The organism is Candidatus Curtissbacteria bacterium (assembly GCA_024654445.1).
In the GTDB taxonomy this organism is placed as follows: Bacteria; Patescibacteriota; Microgenomatia; order Curtissbacterales; family GWA2-41-24; genus JANLHP01.
Genome location: JANLHP010000017.1, coordinates 252,178 through 268,154 on the forward strand (window position 1 = coordinate 252,178; position 15,977 = coordinate 268,154).

The 15,977-nt window shown below is 40.0% G+C and carries 18 protein-coding genes; 4 read left to right on the plus strand and 14 right to left on the minus strand.

The annotated features are described in order from the left end of the window. Nucleotides 1–40: 40 nt before the first annotated feature. From NUV69_03625 to NUV69_03635, 3 genes are read right to left on the minus strand one after another with little or no spacing between them, the layout of a single operon-like run. Nucleotides 41–631 carry a PH domain-containing protein gene (locus NUV69_03625; GenBank protein MCR4324748.1) on the minus strand — a complete coding sequence of 197 codons (591 nt, stop codon included), beginning with the start codon at nucleotides 629–631 and terminating at the stop codon, nucleotides 41–43. Continuing rightward, nucleotides 631–1,026, minus strand: a complete 396-nt coding sequence (locus NUV69_03630; protein ID MCR4324749.1) for a cupin domain-containing protein — start codon at nucleotides 1,024–1,026, stop codon at nucleotides 631–633. The genes NUV69_03625 and NUV69_03630 overlap by 1 nt, the downstream gene beginning before the upstream one ends. Before the next feature lie 27 nt (nucleotides 1,027–1,053). Continuing rightward, complete coding sequence (locus NUV69_03635) at nucleotides 1,054–1,464, minus strand: YggT family protein (GenBank protein ID MCR4324750.1); 411 nt, start codon at nucleotides 1,462–1,464, stop codon at nucleotides 1,054–1,056. A gap of 92 nt (nucleotides 1,465–1,556) precedes the next feature. On the opposite strand from NUV69_03635, the gene NUV69_03640 reads away from it, so the two are divergent. Together NUV69_03640 and NUV69_03645 are read left to right on the plus strand one after the other, a co-directional pair. After that, on the plus strand, nucleotides 1,557–1,982 hold the full coding sequence (locus NUV69_03640; protein ID MCR4324751.1) for a transcriptional repressor: 426 nt from the start codon (nucleotides 1,557–1,559) through the stop codon (nucleotides 1,980–1,982). Beyond that, complete coding sequence (locus tag NUV69_03645) at nucleotides 1,970–2,737, plus strand: ZIP family metal transporter (GenBank protein ID MCR4324752.1); 768 nt, start codon at nucleotides 1,970–1,972, stop codon at nucleotides 2,735–2,737. The genes NUV69_03640 and NUV69_03645 overlap by 13 nt, the downstream gene beginning before the upstream one ends. Nucleotide 2,738: 1 nt before the next feature. Here NUV69_03645 and NUV69_03650 read toward each other — a convergent pair whose 3' ends face one another. The 5 genes from NUV69_03650 to NUV69_03670 form a co-directional block, all read right to left on the minus strand. Beyond that, entirely contained in the window at nucleotides 2,739–3,968 is a 1,230-nt protein-coding gene (locus NUV69_03650; GenBank protein MCR4324753.1) for a hypothetical protein, read from the minus strand. A gap of 184 nt (nucleotides 3,969–4,152) precedes the next feature. Beyond that, a complete protein-coding gene (locus NUV69_03655) occupies nucleotides 4,153–4,659 on the minus strand; it encodes an SRPBCC domain-containing protein (protein MCR4324754.1) in 507 nt (168 codons plus the stop codon). Then, a complete protein-coding gene (locus tag NUV69_03660) occupies nucleotides 4,649–5,026 on the minus strand; it encodes a metalloregulator ArsR/SmtB family transcription factor (protein ID MCR4324755.1) in 378 nt (125 codons plus the stop codon). The genes NUV69_03655 and NUV69_03660 overlap by 11 nt, the downstream gene beginning before the upstream one ends. Before the next feature lie 237 nt (nucleotides 5,027–5,263). Beyond that, entirely contained in the window at nucleotides 5,264–5,503 is a 240-nt protein-coding gene (locus tag NUV69_03665) for a hypothetical protein (GenBank protein MCR4324756.1), read from the minus strand. A 126-nt stretch (nucleotides 5,504–5,629) separates the two neighbouring features. Beyond that, nucleotides 5,630–6,385 (minus strand): sulfite exporter TauE/SafE family protein, encoded by a 756-nt coding sequence (locus NUV69_03670; protein ID MCR4324757.1) that lies wholly within the window; start codon nucleotides 6,383–6,385, stop codon nucleotides 5,630–5,632. A 209-nt stretch (nucleotides 6,386–6,594) separates the two neighbouring features. Between NUV69_03670 and NUV69_03675 the strand changes: the two genes are divergently transcribed. Further along, complete coding sequence (locus NUV69_03675; protein MCR4324758.1) at nucleotides 6,595–7,383, plus strand: hypothetical protein; 789 nt, start codon at nucleotides 6,595–6,597, stop codon at nucleotides 7,381–7,383. Here NUV69_03675 and NUV69_03680 read toward each other — a convergent pair. Continuing rightward, nucleotides 7,380–9,020 (minus strand): sulfatase-like hydrolase/transferase, encoded by a 1,641-nt coding sequence (locus NUV69_03680; GenBank protein ID MCR4324759.1) that lies wholly within the window; start codon nucleotides 9,018–9,020, stop codon nucleotides 7,380–7,382. The genes NUV69_03675 and NUV69_03680 overlap by 4 nt on opposite strands. Then, nucleotides 9,017–10,411, minus strand: coding sequence for an SAM-dependent methyltransferase (locus tag NUV69_03685; protein MCR4324760.1), 1,395 nt, complete (start codon nucleotides 10,409–10,411; stop codon nucleotides 9,017–9,019). The genes NUV69_03680 and NUV69_03685 overlap by 4 nt, the downstream gene beginning before the upstream one ends. 339 nt (nucleotides 10,412–10,750) lie before the next feature. On the opposite strand from NUV69_03685, the gene NUV69_03690 reads away from it, so the two are divergent. Further along, the gene (locus tag NUV69_03690; protein MCR4324761.1) at nucleotides 10,751–11,323 is read left to right on the plus strand and encodes an SET domain-containing protein-lysine N-methyltransferase; all 573 of its coding nucleotides are present in this window, start codon (nucleotides 10,751–10,753) and stop codon (nucleotides 11,321–11,323) included. A gap of 29 nt (nucleotides 11,324–11,352) precedes the next feature. Here NUV69_03690 and NUV69_03695 read toward each other — a convergent pair whose 3' ends face one another. From NUV69_03695 to NUV69_03710, 4 genes are all read right to left on the minus strand, one after another. Then, entirely contained in the window at nucleotides 11,353–11,553 is a 201-nt protein-coding gene (locus NUV69_03695; GenBank protein MCR4324762.1) for a cold shock domain-containing protein, read from the minus strand. A gap of 160 nt (nucleotides 11,554–11,713) precedes the next feature. Next, nucleotides 11,714–12,052, minus strand: coding sequence for an HIT domain-containing protein (locus NUV69_03700; GenBank protein ID MCR4324763.1), 339 nt, complete (start codon nucleotides 12,050–12,052; stop codon nucleotides 11,714–11,716). Nucleotides 12,053–12,299: 247 nt separating this feature from the next. Then, complete coding sequence (locus NUV69_03705) at nucleotides 12,300–13,445, minus strand: glycosyltransferase (GenBank protein ID MCR4324764.1); 1,146 nt, start codon at nucleotides 13,443–13,445, stop codon at nucleotides 12,300–12,302. A gap of 7 nt (nucleotides 13,446–13,452) precedes the next feature. Then, nucleotides 13,453–15,687, minus strand: a complete 2,235-nt coding sequence (locus tag NUV69_03710; protein MCR4324765.1) for a trehalose-6-phosphate synthase — start codon at nucleotides 15,685–15,687, stop codon at nucleotides 13,453–13,455. Nucleotides 15,688–15,977 lie beyond the last annotated feature (290 nt).

Here is a 15,977-nt window from a genome sequence, read left to right on the forward strand (position 1 = left end):
AAGAGGGGAATTTGGTAATAACATTGTAAGATGTTTTTGGTTAAAGTTTTTCTTTTTCCAGCATATGTTCACGGAAGACCTTTTTCTCTTCGTCTGCTGAAGGGAGGAGCGATTGGAGCACGTGGTGATATTTTCTCGGATTATGGATTAGATAAAGCGATACCTCTTTTCCCAGAGCCCAGTTATAAAGTTTTAGAGAACCGTAATTTAAGATTCTGCCGATAACATCTTGCTCTATTCGGAGTGAACCTAGATGTTCTAATTTATACTTTTCTTCTCTCCTGAAAATTAACCCCTTTTTATGAATTATTTCTTTGGAAGTAATTTCGTAATATTCGTTTAACCATTGGATGATGATAAAGATCATGATGAATGTTTTTACTAGAACCAGAAGTATGAAGAGAGGGATATTAAAGATAATTAAGTCAGGACTAATCGCGTTTTTTACGGTTGGTGAAAGAATAAAATTGTGGAATATAATTATTCCTATCGCCGCGATTATTTCGAGGGCGAGGAGTCTTAAGACAAGGAAAGTAATACTTTCCCGGATTGTCAGGTGAGAGACTACAATTTGTTCTTCCTTACCGTTTTTGTTGAGTCCTAGGAGTTTTTTGTTTGCAATGCCAGGCATTATTCAGTGGTTTTGCCGTCGAAATGTTCTTCGCTTGCTTCTGTTTCGGCTTTGGTGTGGTGGACGGTGCCGTCTTTGTGGTTTGGAGGAGAATAGACGGTATATAGTTTGAGGTCCTCGGTTTGTGAAGTGTTAACAACGTTATGTTTTGTTCCTTGGGGCACAATGATTGCGGAACCATCCTTGATGGGTGTTTCTTGGCCGTTTAAAATCGTTTTTCCTTTGCCTTTTTCAATCCTCAAAAATTGATCGAGATCATGAACTTCTTCTCCGATTGCCTCTCCAGGCTTAAGGCTCATTACCACGAGTTGAGAATTTTTCGCGGTATACAGAACTCGGCGGAAGTCGTTATTCTCTAAAGTCGTTTTTTCGATGTTTGTGACAAGGCCTTTCATGTGAATAATAATAGCACGGGGGAAAAGTTACTTGTCGACTTTTTGCTCGACTTCCTGGGGAGTTGTGGGCTTAACGAGCTGCATAAGTTCGACTAAACCGTAGGCGATTAATGCGTAGACAAGCATCGCGACGATTGTCGTCCATTCGAAAACAGAGCCTTCGGTGACAGTTACACGGAATAGAGTTCTGAAAGGAGAGGTCAATGGGTCGCTGAGAGTGTAGACAAGGTCTGCGAATCCGCTTGCGGGGTTTGCGCCTAGTGCTTTTAAGGTAAATCTCAGGGCGAGCAAGACTTCGACAACACCAAAAACGTACCAGATTATCTGATAAGTTCTAAAAATGGCTTTTTTCTTTTGATAAACGCTTTGCGGGTGTTCTGCAGTAACCGGGGGAGTTGTGGTTGTAGTTGTTTTAACTTCTCTTTCAACCGTAGCCATGTCTAAGTTCACTATAGCAAAGGTGGAACTCAATGCCAAGGGTGTTGACGAGTAGGAAATGAGAAGCTATACTAAATGCAAGTTACTTGCATATGATACAGATTAAACACGATTGTCGGGAGGAACTAAGAGAAGCAGATCTTAAGGCTACTCCCGCACGCTTGGGTATTCTTCAGGCGCTTGAGCACACAAGCAAACCGCTGGATGTCAATTCCCTCATTAGTTATCTCAAACGACACAACATAAAAGCAGACGATGTGACCGTTTTCCGCATTATGCATATGCTTTCTGATCGTGGCCTTGTGACGCCCCTTCAACTTGGAGAGGGTAAATTTCGTTATGAGCATAGCGGAAGAGAAGACCACCACCATTTTATTTGCGAAAGCTGCGGATCGATAGAGGACGTTTCGGACTGCAATATCAATGTTATAGAAAAAGAAATTCAGAAAAAGAAAGGGTTTTTGGTCAAAAGACACAGCCTGGAATTTTTTGGAATCTGTAAATCATGTCGACACTAAGCTACATTTTAATTTTTACCTTTATCGGTAGTATCGGAGCTCTTATTGGAGGGTTAGCGCTTCTGGCCAATAAATCTTTCGCGCAGAGAATTTCGCATTTTCTTGCCGCTTTTGCCGCAGGGACTCTTTTGGGGGCAGCATTTTTTGATTTGCTTCCGGAGGCTGCCCACGAGGCCGAAGAATTGGGAATAGACGTTTATTTGTGGGTTCTTACAGGCATCATAGTTTTCTTTTTAATGGAAAGGTTTATACATTGGTTTCACCATCACGAAAAACAGCATCAGCTGGAAGCAGAAGAAAAATCTACGATTCCTTTGATTGTTGCAGGAGACACGCTTCACAATTTCGTGGATGGTGTTGTAATTGCCGCGACATTTTTGGTTAGTGTTCCGCTTGGGATTGTAAGCACTTTCGCTGTTTTTGCGCACGAATTACCACAGGAAATCGGCGATTTCGGGCTTTTACTTCACAAGGGGCTTTCTCGAAAGAAAGTTATTTTAGTAAATATACTTAGCGCCGCCGCCGCTTTTTTGGGTGCTGTTCTAACTTACACGACAGGAGAAGTACTTGAAAGACAAGTACCTATCCTTTTGGCGATTACTTCGGGATTTTTTATCTATATTGCGACTTCGGATTTGATGCCCGAAATTAATATGGAGAAAAATAAAAAGTTCACTCTTATCAAAACCGGACTGCTTCTGGTGGGGATTTTAACAATTTACTTCGCGGTGTCTTTTCTGGAGCACGGACGTTGATTTATCTGTAATACATTTTGGCTTCAGAAGTGAAAGACAAGACTTTGGAACAAGGCGTAGACGGGAATGCTTCCATTTTTAACTTTCTTTTCTCGATCAATTGATAAAGTACACAAGCGTGTGTAGTTCCGCGTAATCTTACCCTGAGATTTTGGGCAAATGTTATACCTGTCCACATTTCTCCATCTGGAGTCTCAAAGTTGTATTCGTCTAGACCGTATTTGACTAGGCCGGATTCCATACTTACGTCTTTTGGGTCTATCTGTGGGCTGACGATTACCAGTTGTTTAAACAGGCCTCCATAATTACCGAAGGACGCAATATAGGTTGCGGGGTCCAAATGGTCGGGTATAATTGCGAGATGCGTTTGGGAATAGTTTTCAAGACTTATGCTTTTTGTTCCTTCGTACCCTTTGCTTCCTTCTAGGAACCAATTTCCAATTAGGCGTCCATCGATGTCGTAATCAATTTTGCCACTTCGAGGCTCGATAGTCCTAAGGTATTTCGAAAGCGCTTGATTTTTGAGCTTTTCAGTGTAGTAATCGAGCGGGTCAACAGTGTGGATTTTCCATCTTTCGGCCTCGTACTGTTTGGGGTCTAGAAATCCACTTAGTACTTTTTCTGTATCCCAGACTGCAAAGTCGAGTGTCTGACCGCCAATTCTTCCGATCAATTGGCCTTCTTTAACCGGAATATTAACGTCTCTCTTGTAAGATTTGTCATCAGGGTCACCGGTTACTTTCTGAATATCAGGAGAAAGACTTGTTACAAGATCGTAATAGTAAAACAATCTGCAACTCATAGAAAAAACCATGCGGTACTCGGTGTAATCTGGCTTTTTTCGTGGTTCAACCGCGACAAGCTTGGCGTCTGCCATCGCTCTTACTTCGTATGTATCACGGGGAGATCTAAAAATTGTGGGGGAGAAATATTGATGATCGATTGGTATAACGTGGTCTCCAATTACGGCACCGTAGGGGATGATCATTGAAAAATCATCGTAATTCATAGGAAGAGTGCCTAGTTTGGGTTTTTCCATCCCTTCGCAGTGGCCATTGCTTAGGCTTTTGCCTCTTTTCTCCGCTTCACTACCGCTAGGGATTAGGTCTTTAACTTTATCTACTACAGAATCTGTTTGGGTTTTATCTGAGGAACTTTTAAAGTGAATGAAGGCGAAAATACTTCCGCCGATAATGATGACTAAAGAGATGAGCAGTAAAACTCTTAGCACATATACAGTATATAAGAAGACTTACCTTTTTCGATTTGTAGCGGTGAATCGATTGATCGCTTACAGACTTCGACTCGCTTCGCTCGCTCAGTCGATAATTTCTCATGAGTAATCCCTGAGCGGAGTCGAAGGGCTTGACCAGGATCAGATTCTGGATTCGTTTCACTCCCCAGAATGACAAAACCTATGCCTCGACAAGTTTCTGTAGCTTATCCAGTGAAGTACCCCAACCTTCTTCCATTCCGCTCTTAAGCATCGCTTGGAATTGTTCTTCGTTTTCCGGTTTAGGATAACTAATGGTTAGTTTTGTCTTTCCTTCTCCCGCGTCTTCGAATGTAATAACCACATCCATTTCGTCAGGGAAATTAGCATCTTGACCCTCCGAAGCGGGTTTCACTTTGTTTCCCTCTTCATCCGAAAAGTAATCGGATGTGACTATTTTTTCGTTCGGAACAAGCTCTTTAATTACGCCCGCGCTATACATATCTCTGTCCCATTCCGAGCCTGCCGGTCCGTGCATTGCGTAGATGTTCTTTCCTCCGACTCTTAAATCGACCTTAATGCTTGGTGCCGTAAAACCTTCCGGTCCCCACCACTGTTTGATCATTTCAGGATCTGTCCATGCCTTCCAAACTGCTTCTCGTGGAGCGTCAAAAACACGCTCGATTACAATACCTTTTTCATCTGCCATTTTTCTTTACCCCGTTAGATACGTTCAAGTTATCTAATGGGGTTAAACCTCCTTTCTTTAGAGATTTTTCTTCCGCAAGAATTTTGTCTAACCGCCTAAAACGTTCTTCCCACATAGTCCCCATTCTCCTCGCCCACTCTTCCAGTTGCTTCAAAGAAGCCGGATTAATCTTGTAAATTCTCTGTTGAGCGCGTTTTTCCATTTCCACCAAATTGGCTTCGCGCAAAACTTTTAAATGTTGAGAAATTGCCGGGGGACTAGTATGGAATCTGTCGGAGATATCTGTTGCCGAAAGCTGACCATTTGCCGCCAGCATTTCTATAATATTGCGCCGTGTAGGCTCTGCAAGTGCTGTAAAAACATCCATGCAGAGATAATAAATGAAAGTCTTAATTAAGTCAAGACTTAATTAAGTAAGAATTTGGTAAGAGTTAGATGAAATTATTCTTTTTGGTCCCCTGAAGAGATATTGACCATCCAGTGGACGCCGAATTTGTCGGTTAATTGGTCGTAAGCATCGCCCCAAAATTGTTTTTCCAGCGGAAAGCCAGTATATCATAGGCAATCTAGATGTAAAGACGCCCACAGATGGGACGGTTGCGTTTTACGGAAGCACACGATAAACGGCAGTGTATCCATCCACACAAAGAATGAACTCCGACGAGCCTGATGTTGTAAATGCGCCACTCTCGACAAGCCTTGTAGCAACATTGTCAGGCATACAGCCATATAGGTTTCCAGACGTAGAAGAATGATTTATCTCCGCCGACGCACTGCCCGGGACAAGCACAGCGACGAATGCCAGGACTAATAAACCAACCGTACCTCTAGTTAATAACTTCATAATATAAATCACCCCCAATTCAATATAATTTTGAAGGTCAGAAAGGCAAATACTCTCATACGACACCTGCATTATAACCAATCGTAAATAGATCCCCACGACCTAAAGGCCGTGGTTCTCTCTTCCTCACTTCAAAATTCGCTTCATCTCTGGCATGAATGCCAGAGTTTCTTCGCTCAGAATAAACGTTAAGCCAATAACCAAAATTGCCACTAAAACGATTTTTTTAAACTTTCTTTGAGAGATTCGTTTTACAATTTGTTTTCCAACAAAAGAGCCTGCAAGGGCGATAATAAACAAAAAAGGAATATACCAATAATATTTGCTGCTCAAAAACCCTCCTGCGAGGTAAACGGGAATCCGTGTTATGTCGACTGCAAGAGCTATTGCGGCAGCAGTTGCGATATATTTTTCTTTGGGTAATCCAAAAGCTGTTAAAAAAGCCCCTCTCAAAGCCCCGCCGGTTCCGATTAATCCCGCCAGAAAACCCGAAAGCCCTCCTCCCAAAATTGAATTTGGCAGCGAGGACTTTACTTTTAAATCTTCTTTCCAAAAAGAAACACCTGCATAGACAATCAGAAATACTCCCAATATGCCTTTCAGTATATGTTGGGGGATAAAGGATACTAATAATGCTCCTAGAAGGGTTAGTACGATGCTGGGAATGCCGAAAATAAGTAAAATTCGTTTATCTAAGCCGTGTTTAAAAAAACTAATCCTGCCAATATTTCCAAAGACGTGCATAAGGGCAACAAGTACCAATGCAGTTTTAAAATCGAAAAAAAGTAAGGCGAGAGGAAGAAATATTGTGGAAGAACCAAATCCCGCAATAGTTCCAACAATTTCAGAAAAAAAAGCTGCCAGGAAAAATAAACTACTCACGGCCCGTGATATTTTGATTCTCGCTTCGCGAAACTAAAAGCTTCATCCGTCAGCTTGAAAGCCGAGGTTTCGCTTACTCGAAATAAAATTTCCATTTATTTTAGACTAGCACAAGTTCAAAACAGAAAGTTAATCGTTAAACTCGGGCACAAAAAATTGAAGCTAAAAATAGCCGGCCATCTCGTGGAAAACATGATACAGTTTAAATAATGGGAAAAGTCTTGCTCCTTGTCCTAGTTGGAATTGTAATATTTTTGATTGTTGCAACAATTCGCTCTCCCGAAAAAATATTGCCGACTTCAGAAATCAAACGACTCACTCGGTCATTTGATGCCTGTCCGGAACCATTTGTTTTTCAGTTGCCGGTAAATATCAACAAGGCCACCTCCATACTTTATCCCGGACAGGTCAGAGGCGAAGATTATAAAGCCCATGGCGGCTTTCGGTTCGATACTTTCCTCCCCAGCGAGATCACAGTTACTGCGCCTTATGATGCTCAGGTTATTGCCGGGGCCCGCTACCTGGCGGACACTGGCGAAATTCAATACACCTTTGACTTTGCCCACCCCTGTGGAATTCAATACCGTTTTGGACACCTGCTTACCCCCACACCCAAGTTTCAGGCAATTGCGGAGAAATTCCCTCTCCCCGAAGGGCTGGATTCCCGAACAACAAGTGTCGATCCTCCGATAGAGGTGAGGCGGGGGGAAGTAATAGCAACCGCGGTGGGACTTACCGGGGGTGGGCCTAGTGATTTAGGGGGTATTAACACCTTTGTAGATTGGGGCGTGTATGATTACCGACAAAAAACGAATCTTCAAAAGACCCCGCTTGGGCTGCAACACATGATTCTGATACTTACCAACATGCTGTCTGCTGGTTTGATTGGATTTCTAAGGAAGACAGGGGAAAAGTATTATCCTTGCCTTCATCCGATTCCCAAAGCGGCACAAAAAGCGATTATTGCAAATAATGCTCAGCCTCGTGGGCAAAGTTAGAACCTATTTCCGGAATTGATAGAGTCGGTAATGTCTTTAAAGTCGTAAACACGATCATCATTTAATGAAAAATATGTTTTATTCTCCAGAATCGGCAAGTTTGTGCCAAAGTAATAGTTCAAAATAGTTCTAAAAGTATTAAGCGGGCTTAAATTTGGACTCAATCCCATTTTTGCGTAATCGACAGGTTTTGAAGGATCCTCTTTATTGGGCAAATAAAGAGCATTTAAAATGGCGCTGTGGATGAAATATGATTCGGAATTTTCCGGCACCGATTCACCATTGTCATTGAAGTAGCTGAGCGGTAGATACGGTCCTTCATCAGATTGAAAAATTACTACAGCCGGTCTATTTTGGCGTGATTGGATCTCAGAAATCAAGGATTTCATAATGTTATTGGCGCATTGAACTTCATTCAGGTACCCGTCCTCGGGAATTTGTTGGGAAGACGTACTGAGGCTATAAGGATCACAGTCCGGAGAAAATACATACGGAGGGTGAGGAAGGAGGAAGTGTCCAAAAACAAACAGGGGTTGGGGTTGATCTTTTTGCCTGTTGATTCGATGTAATCTGTAATCCAGATTTAAACTTATTTTATTAAATCTTTCTGTGCCCGTAAAAAGCTGTTTATTCTCAATAACCCCTCTTACTGAATTAAGTAATGTTCTTTCATAAACATACAAGTGGAACTCGTCAAAATCCGCAAGTAAATTATAGTTTTCGTCGGCGATCCCCTTTTCCTGGAGAGGGTCCCACGAACTCCCATAGAGCACATATTTATACCCTTGGGATTTTAAAAACCTTGCCATTTGGTTGTCTTGTAAAAGTTGTCTGTAGACGTTGACTTGATCTCCTTGTTTGTCACCCAAGATAGGGGTCAAAAAATCAAGATAGGTTATATTCAAAGACGAACTCAAAGAAAGAAAAGTTTTGGGATAATTGGCGTAGCTTTCATGTCCAACCCAGAAACCATTAGATTGTAAAAACTCGATGTGGGACCTATTTTGAAAATCAAAATGTTTCTCTAAGACATCCTGTCTTCCGTAGCGATCAAAAATAAAGTAATATATATCGGGCTTGAGATCCGCTTCATTGGGAACAGTTATTTGGCCTAAATTTCCGGAAACATATTGATTAAGTTTTCTGCCATCTAACCATCTGTTTATTTCAAAAGGGACGATTTTAACCAAATTCAACGTAGCTATAGTTGTCGCGACCAGGAAAAGGAGCGTAATGGTTTTTTCTAGTGATTTACTCTTCAGGAGAAATCTGAAAATGGCAACCAAGACAATCGCGTATAGTCCAAATAGCAGTTTATTTAAGCTTATGGGGATAGCCGCAATTACTTTATTTTCCCCCAGAATTAACAAAATGTATCCAAAAGAGAAGAAAAGGATAACCCATATAGAAGTAAAAACGCTTGCTTTTTCTTTGTTTTTAAATATTGTGTAGGCAACGCATCCAGATAAAACTGTAAAGGCAAACGAATATAAAAGCGGAAGCACTATTCGTTCCGGGCCAATGAAATTTATATTATGGACATAAACGGCCAGAATAGGAATAATCGAAAAAAGAAAAGGAGGCAGCCAGATTACTTTGCTATTAATGTATTTTGAAAAGAGGGCAAATTTCTTCATCTTTTTCCTTCCATAAGATACAAAATACGAAGAGACTTTCCCCCAATTGTATTTCTCTTAACGATTCGAAAATATTTGGCAAATTCGCTCTCAAATGTTTTTTGATTATACCAAGGGAAAATATCTTTTCTGTTTTGAAGCAGGAGTTGAACTTTGTCGTCTTCTTTTGGAACAAATTCTATTATCAAACTCTTACAAATTTTTGCGAAATATGAAGCTATCGACCCAAAAGGGATGTTTTTACTAATACTTAGGTGATGAATTAGGGCCAAAGCCATTGTTAAATCGCTGGGACCTCTTGCAAGAAGCGACTTTCTTTCTTCATGCGCCCAGCCTAAAGCGGGTGTAGGATTAACCAGATCCAAAAGTAGAGGTAAAACATTCTTTTCCCCGTTTTTCTTTACTTGCATATAATTCTTATTAACCGCATCCAAGTCGTAATCAAAAGAAACAGTAAGAATTCCCAGATCTGATGCTATTCGACTAAACTCACCCGTATTTGCTCCGAGATCCCAAACATCTTTAGGCTTTTTTAAAAGCAAATATGATTTAACAATTTTCTTTTTATTAGTAAAAGCCGAATTGGAATAGTTCATAAAATTAGAGTATTCTCCCCATTCACTTAGACTGCCAGAATACCTTGTGTTTCCAATAAGACTCTCCAGATTATCAATAATCCCCAAAAGCATGGTTTTTGTCAAAAACTTGCCTCTTTGCTTTTTTATAGAAGAGTTCGCGCCATATTTTTTCTGATTTCGTGCGTGTAAGTGTATATGGGCAAGAATAGACAAATTTAAATAAGTGGACTTCGGTAAAAGCCGGCTCGTAAGATCTATAGGAATTCCGTCCAAGTATCTTTCCAAAAGTAGTTCCAACCTGGAGTCTACCTTACTCATGAGTAGTAAGGGACCAAGAAAGTGTTCACAAAACTGACGATAAGCAATCCACGGGGATCCCTCGTGATACCTCTCAAAAGAGAGCAGGTCTATCATGATTGGTTTTCCTTTTAAAAATTGGGTGTTATAGGCACTCGCATCTTTAAGAGATATATTGTAACTCAGGCAAAGCTTTTGAATCCTAAGCGTGCAAAGAGCAGCATCCTTTAGTTGTTCAAAGCACCATTCAAAAGGATACGAAATAAACGGGATTTTTTCGGATTTCAAAGTCGCGAAAATCTCACTGTTCTTGCCCTTAAAGTTAGGCACCTCCTTGAAGGGAATTAGAAGGCCTTCATTAATTAATTTTTTAAACAGGTTAGATTTCTTAAAGAAATTGTAATCGTCTTTAAAGCTAATATTTACTTGGCGGAAAACGGTGTTTCTGTGATAAAAAACAAAGCCACTTGGGTCACGAAATGAACTAGCTTCTTTTGTTAATATTCTTTCTTCCATTTAATGTATTCCGTTTTTGGAGTAGTTTCTTAACAAGCGATAATATTCTTTGCCAATTTACTTTTAGCAAGTAGAGGGCTCCGGCAAGAAAACCGATCATTAGTTGAGTAATGTAGCTGCCGGTTCCAGGGTCCAGGTAAGCGTGGACGGAATTTGGGAAAAGGAAAAAAAAGAGTAGTAAGCAAAAAAAAGCAATAAGCACCTCAGCAGTTTAGCAGATTACTTTTTCTCTCTGCAAGAAATTCGGATGGCTCCGCCTCGTGGAAAACATGATACAGTTTAAATAATGGGAAAAGTCTTGTCGTGGTTGGATCTCAAACATATGTTAAATTAAACACGATGTTTTTAATAAAGGATGATTTTTGGGAAACGAAAAAGACGAAAGAAAAAGGACTTGGCGTTTTTGCTAAAAAAGAAATCAAAGCAGGCACTATTATCGGTGACTATCTGGGAAAAGTAATTAAAACCGCAGAATACGACCTTGATCGTGATCAGAAGCACTTTTATTTAATGTACTTTTCGGACCAGGCTTCAATTTATCCAAATTTAAAAAAACCAGGCATTCATCTTTTGAACCATTCTTGCGAACCGAACTGTTGGATTTATATGTACCGCGGTCACACGTTGGTTTTTGCGCTAAGAAAAATTAAGCCTAGTGACGAATTAACAATTTCCTACATGCTGAGTCCGAAAGAGGAGTGTATTGCTTGTACACACGTGTGTAAGTGCAAAAGCAAGTTTTGTGTCGGTACGATGCACTCAACGAAAGTTAAATACGAAAAGTGGCAAAAATTCCAAGATAGCCAAAATAAGAAGACCAAAAAACCGAAAGTGGTCTTTGGTAAAAATTTGCCTAAACTTAGTTCTTATCCAGACGCAATTCCAAACAATCCCATTTTAATAGGGATTTGAAATGATGCACAAACTATAGCCGCTCTATGTTACGCGGCAAGTTTTACGTTTTTTGCGCTTGGGCCTTTTTCACCATCAACAACATCAAATTCGACAGTTGCTCCTTCTTGAAGTTCGTCAAATGTGACACCGCTCAAATCTGTAGAGTGAAAGAAAAGATCTTTTGATTCTCCTTCACGAGAAATAAATCCATAGCCTTTATCTGTTTTTGTTTTAATTGTTCCAGTCATAATTTTTAGGTAGTTTATCTATTAATCTACTTTGTCCTCCTTTCCTACATGGCATTATACAGTTTTAGGCAAAAGATTGATCAAGGAGTGAACATCTTGAGTATTTGGACACTAAAGCTCGAGGAAAAAGATGGGGGCGAGGGGTTTTTAATTGTTGAATTCATATATTGTCGTCGCTCACCAGGTGAAAATGTAAATGGGGAGTGTCTTGGTATTTGCCCAGATTATTCATTAATCTTAGGCCGTCTTTTTCGATATTCAAAGTAGTTGCAATTTTCTTTATCACTTCTACTATTTCCAAGATTAGATCTTTGTGTTCTTCTTTCAAGCTCAAGATGTCATGAATATGTTCTTTAGGGACAAGAATAATGTGGATCTTGTATTTTGGCCTTGTGTGATAAAAAGCCAGAACCTTTTCCGACTCATAAACTTTTTTAACTGGTGTCTTTCCAGAAATTGCTTCCTCGCAATAAAAATCAAAGTTTCCAACCTTAGCCATTATTCAGGATGTAGGGTTCGCTTCCTATGGTACTGATATTGTCACCCTCCGCGGGTAGGATACCATTTACCAGGGGTACTTTGCTTCGCAAAGTTGCCCGAACCTAAGTAGGTTCAATCCAAAACCGAAACAGAAAATTTGCTACCAATGTGGCAATAAATTTTCTGCTCGAGAACTGGATCTCTTACAGAGAAATTGTCTGGATCTCCCAGCTGGAATATCCAGAATTTACCAAGAAACACACTGATCAACTTCTTGCTTCACTCACAGTTTTATATGCCTTGATATAGTTTTCTACCATTTCCTCAATAGTAAACCTCTTTTTTACCTCTTCCCGACATGCTTTTCGCATAGCAAGAGACTTATTTTCAGACATCGAATAAATTCTTTCAACCGCTTCGATCAGTCCCTCGACGCCTGTTTTCTTAATAATCCAGTCTCCCCGAATGTCCTCATCTGAAGAGTTAACGATAAAACCGGTCACGCCATCTTTGATTATTTCAGGAATAGAGCCTTTTGCATATGCAACAACCGGTGTCCCGCAACTCATGGCTTCAATAAGAACAAGCCCAAATGATTCTTCGTACCCAACAGGAAAGAGAAATAATTTACTGGTTTGAAAATGCTCTACCAGTTGAAGTCTCTGCAAACCCATTTCAAGAGAAATTGGCACAGGACGATTAGCAACATTGATTTTATTAAGAACTGTTTTTTGTAACCACACCTGGTGTTCTTTTCTTTGAATTCCAAATAACTTTGCTTCATGTTTTACTCTATCTGCCACTTCAACAACAATATCTATACCTTTTTCAGGAATTGCCCTGCCAGCCCACATAATACTTTCTCCACCTGTTGAGTTAAATTGAAAAACTTTCGTGTCTATTCCGTGATAAATCGCTGTAAGATAGTTGAGACTTGGTAGGAGTTTCCGTTGCGCGTTGCTGGCAGAAATAAAGAATACATTTGGGCTTTGCTTATAGAGAGAAAAATATTTCCTTATATATTCAGCATCAAGGATATGGTGAATGGTAATCAGCATTGGCTTCTTGACGAATGGATAAAACGGTAAAGCAAGATCTCCATCTCCAATATTTATGTGGTACAGATCAAACTGATCCTGCATGGAAAAAGCTTTTGAAAGAAGAGTTAACTCATATAACACATTCTTTCCGCTCGCAAGAAGATCCTCATTTGCAGATGAAGGATTCTTGTCAATACTGATAGTTTTTACCGGTAACTCTGAGTTTCCCGAAGCAAAGGCAGTTATGGTAATGTTTTCTGATTGTGCATGCTTAACCAGCTGCGTTATCAAGCTATAATCAAAGATCGCAGTTCCATTGGCTGTTTCTTTCCTAATATTGAAATAATTTGAGCACACTATGGCAATCTTCATACTGGGATTATTCTAAACTGACCATTGTTTTTAAGAATTCTGCTGACCATCGGTAAATATTATGGTTTCTCACTGAACTTCGTAATTTCTTCATTCGCTTTGTCTGTTCAGATGAAGTCATTTTGAGCGCAGTATGGATTGTCTCAGACGTTTGCTCTCCGCTATATGGATTCACAATCAAAGCATCTTTAAATTCTTTTGAAGCGCCGGTGAACTGGCTTAAAATAAGAACACCTTTCTCGTCATTTCTGGCAGCGACAAATTCCTTAGCAACCAGGTTCATTCCATCATGAAGGGATGTTACCAGACACAAATCAGCGATCTTATAATACTGATTTAATTCTTCGTGAGTATGGAGTTTTTTGATAAGTACAATCGGCTTCCAGTTTTTAATTCTAAATTGTGAATTGACTCGGTCTACTTCTTTTTCTACTGCTTGAGCAAATTCCTGATATTTTTTTATTTTACTCTTTGAAGGCGGGGCAATCTGGATAAAGGTAAGTTCTTCTCGAAACGACGGATATTTTATAAAGAACAGTTCGATTCCTTTTATACGCTCAAGAATTCCTTTTGTATAATCTAATCGGTCAACGCTAATACCGATATATTTTGTATCAATGCCAAGGTTTTTCAGAAGCTTTTTACGTTCCTGTGTTTCTTCTTCAGTTACAGCTATCTCTTCATTATTATTAGAAAAAGCGATACCCACAGGAAATGGTTTGATAAGGGAAATGTGTTCGTTTCTGGTAACGGTAAATTGCTCAAAATCAATGAGGGACTCAAGCTCCCGTCCGACTGTTTCTATAAAGTTATTACAGTGCAGCTGCGTATGAAATCCGATAAGATCTGCCCCCAGCATTCCATCTAAAATTTCTTTTTTCTGGGGACAAATACTAAATGACTCCGCGCTTACCCATGGAATATGCCAGAAAAGACCGACTGTCGCATCAGGCCTTGCATCTTTGATCATTCGTGGTAGCAGCGCAAAATGAAAGTCTTGAATAAAAACAATTGGCTTTTTCAGGTGTTTTATCTCTGACAGTACAGTTTCTGCAAACTTAGCGTTTACTTTTTTATATTGTCCATAATCTTCCTGGCTAAAAATCGGCCGTGTATGCGCCATGAGGCACAGAGGATAGAGTGCTTCATTTGAAAAACCATAGTAATATCCTTTTTCTTCTTCGTCTGTAAGCCATACTCGTTTGAGCGTGTATTTTGGATCATTTGGTGGTACTTGAATAGTATCGCTTTTATCAACAACAAGTCTGTCCGCATCTCCGCTTCCGTGAGCAATCCATGTTCCACCGGTTGCCTGCATGACCGGTTCAATTGCTGTTACCAAACCACTTGCAGGAAGATAATAGTCAATCTTATTGCCATTTTTTGTATGGATGTACGGTTCTCGATTGGAAACAACAACAATTGTCCGGTCTTTGAGAATATCTTTTGTAAATTGTTTCAACCGTTCAGCAGTCCAAGGAGAATCAAGTTTTTCTAAACTTACTCGTGCCTCTTCACTTGCTGCGATTCGTGCCTCGAGAAGACTCCTCTGGATATTTGAAATTTCCTTTGTCAGCGGTTGGAATAATAAAGAATTTGCGAAAAATTTGTTTGTATTACTGTTTCCTGTTCTGGTAGATTTTAATGATTCTGCTAAATTTCTGATTGGTTTAAAGATGAGCCACCGTATTACGAGCAGGACAGCAACAGCAGTAAGAAAGATTTGAATAAAAAGTCGTACCAAATTATTTTGCCATATTTCTGTGAGTCTGCTGTCGATATACCCCGCATGCTGCACAATCATAAGCGCTCCAACGACGCTTTTTTCATCATGGAGAGGAATTGCTAAAAGATATGTTTTGTTATCATTAAAATCAACAAAGTCGCCATTTGCTTTATCTCCATCCATAGCGTCTGTTGCAATCTGCTGGGCCTCGTGTATTTCTTTTGGAAGACTGGAGGACACGGCAATGATATTTCCCTTATGATCATATACCGCGATGCCTCCGAACCGTTCTCTATTGGCAAATTTCTCTACAACAGCCTGAAGAGACTCGTCTGATTTACTGAGAAAATTAGGTTCAACTGTCTCGCGGAAACTTTCCGCAAGAAGGGTAGACCGATATTGTAAATCGGTGGTAAGTCTTTGCTCCTCATTACTTGCTTGATTAATAGTAAAGACAATAACAATTAGACTAACTGTTAAGGCAACTGCTAAAATTGCTGTAATTATCTGTTTCATGGGACTCTATTGTAATCAAGTTGATTCAGTTTTGCTCTGAAAGACAGGTTTTTACAAAGACAACGTCATAAACTAGATTAATTGATAGGACTTGTGAACCCCGTGTGTACCTCTGTGTGGCGATTGTAAGAGAGTTTTAACCTCAAGTGGCATATGCAGACCTTCTGTGGAGTTATGCAAGGAATTCGGAGAATTACTGACGATGAGTATGACAAATTCTATCAGTCCTTTATCGGGCTCAAAAACCGTTTGATATTATCCTCAATTATTCAGATAATCAACGCTGGCTC

Coding starts and splice junctions, on each gene's coding strand:
- NUV69_03625 (MCR4324748.1), bottom strand. CDS start 631: ATGCCTGGCATTGCAAACAAAAAACTCCTAGGACTCAACAAAAACGGT.
- NUV69_03630 (MCR4324749.1), bottom strand. CDS start 1,026: ATGAAAGGCCTTGTCACAAACATCGAAAAAACGACTTTAGAGAATAAC.
- NUV69_03635 (MCR4324750.1), bottom strand. CDS start 1,464: ATGGCTACGGTTGAAAGAGAAGTTAAAACAACTACAACCACAACTCCC.
- NUV69_03640 (MCR4324751.1), top strand. CDS start 1,557: ATGATACAGATTAAACACGATTGTCGGGAGGAACTAAGAGAAGCAGAT.
- NUV69_03645 (MCR4324752.1), top strand. CDS start 1,970: ATGTCGACACTAAGCTACATTTTAATTTTTACCTTTATCGGTAGTATC.
- NUV69_03655 (MCR4324754.1), bottom strand. CDS start 4,659: ATGGCAGATGAAAAAGGTATTGTAATCGAGCGTGTTTTTGACGCTCCA.
- NUV69_03660 (MCR4324755.1), bottom strand. CDS start 5,026: ATGGATGTTTTTACAGCACTTGCAGAGCCTACACGGCGCAATATTATA.
- NUV69_03665 (MCR4324756.1), bottom strand. CDS start 5,503: ATGAAGTTATTAACTAGAGGTACGGTTGGTTTATTAGTCCTGGCATTC.
- NUV69_03675 (MCR4324758.1), top strand. CDS start 6,595: ATGGGAAAAGTCTTGCTCCTTGTCCTAGTTGGAATTGTAATATTTTTG.
- NUV69_03680 (MCR4324759.1), bottom strand. CDS start 9,020: ATGAAGAAATTTGCCCTCTTTTCAAAATACATTAATAGCAAAGTAATC.
- NUV69_03685 (MCR4324760.1), bottom strand. CDS start 10,411: ATGGAAGAAAGAATATTAACAAAAGAAGCTAGTTCATTTCGTGACCCA.
- NUV69_03690 (MCR4324761.1), top strand. CDS start 10,751: ATGTTTTTAATAAAGGATGATTTTTGGGAAACGAAAAAGACGAAAGAA.
- NUV69_03695 (MCR4324762.1), bottom strand. CDS start 11,553: ATGACTGGAACAATTAAAACAAAAACAGATAAAGGCTATGGATTTATT.
- NUV69_03700 (MCR4324763.1), bottom strand. CDS start 12,052: ATGGCTAAGGTTGGAAACTTTGATTTTTATTGCGAGGAAGCAATTTCT.
- NUV69_03705 (MCR4324764.1), bottom strand. CDS start 13,445: ATGAAGATTGCCATAGTGTGCTCAAATTATTTCAATATTAGGAAAGAA.
- NUV69_03710 (MCR4324765.1), bottom strand. CDS start 15,687: ATGAAACAGATAATTACAGCAATTTTAGCAGTTGCCTTAACAGTTAGT.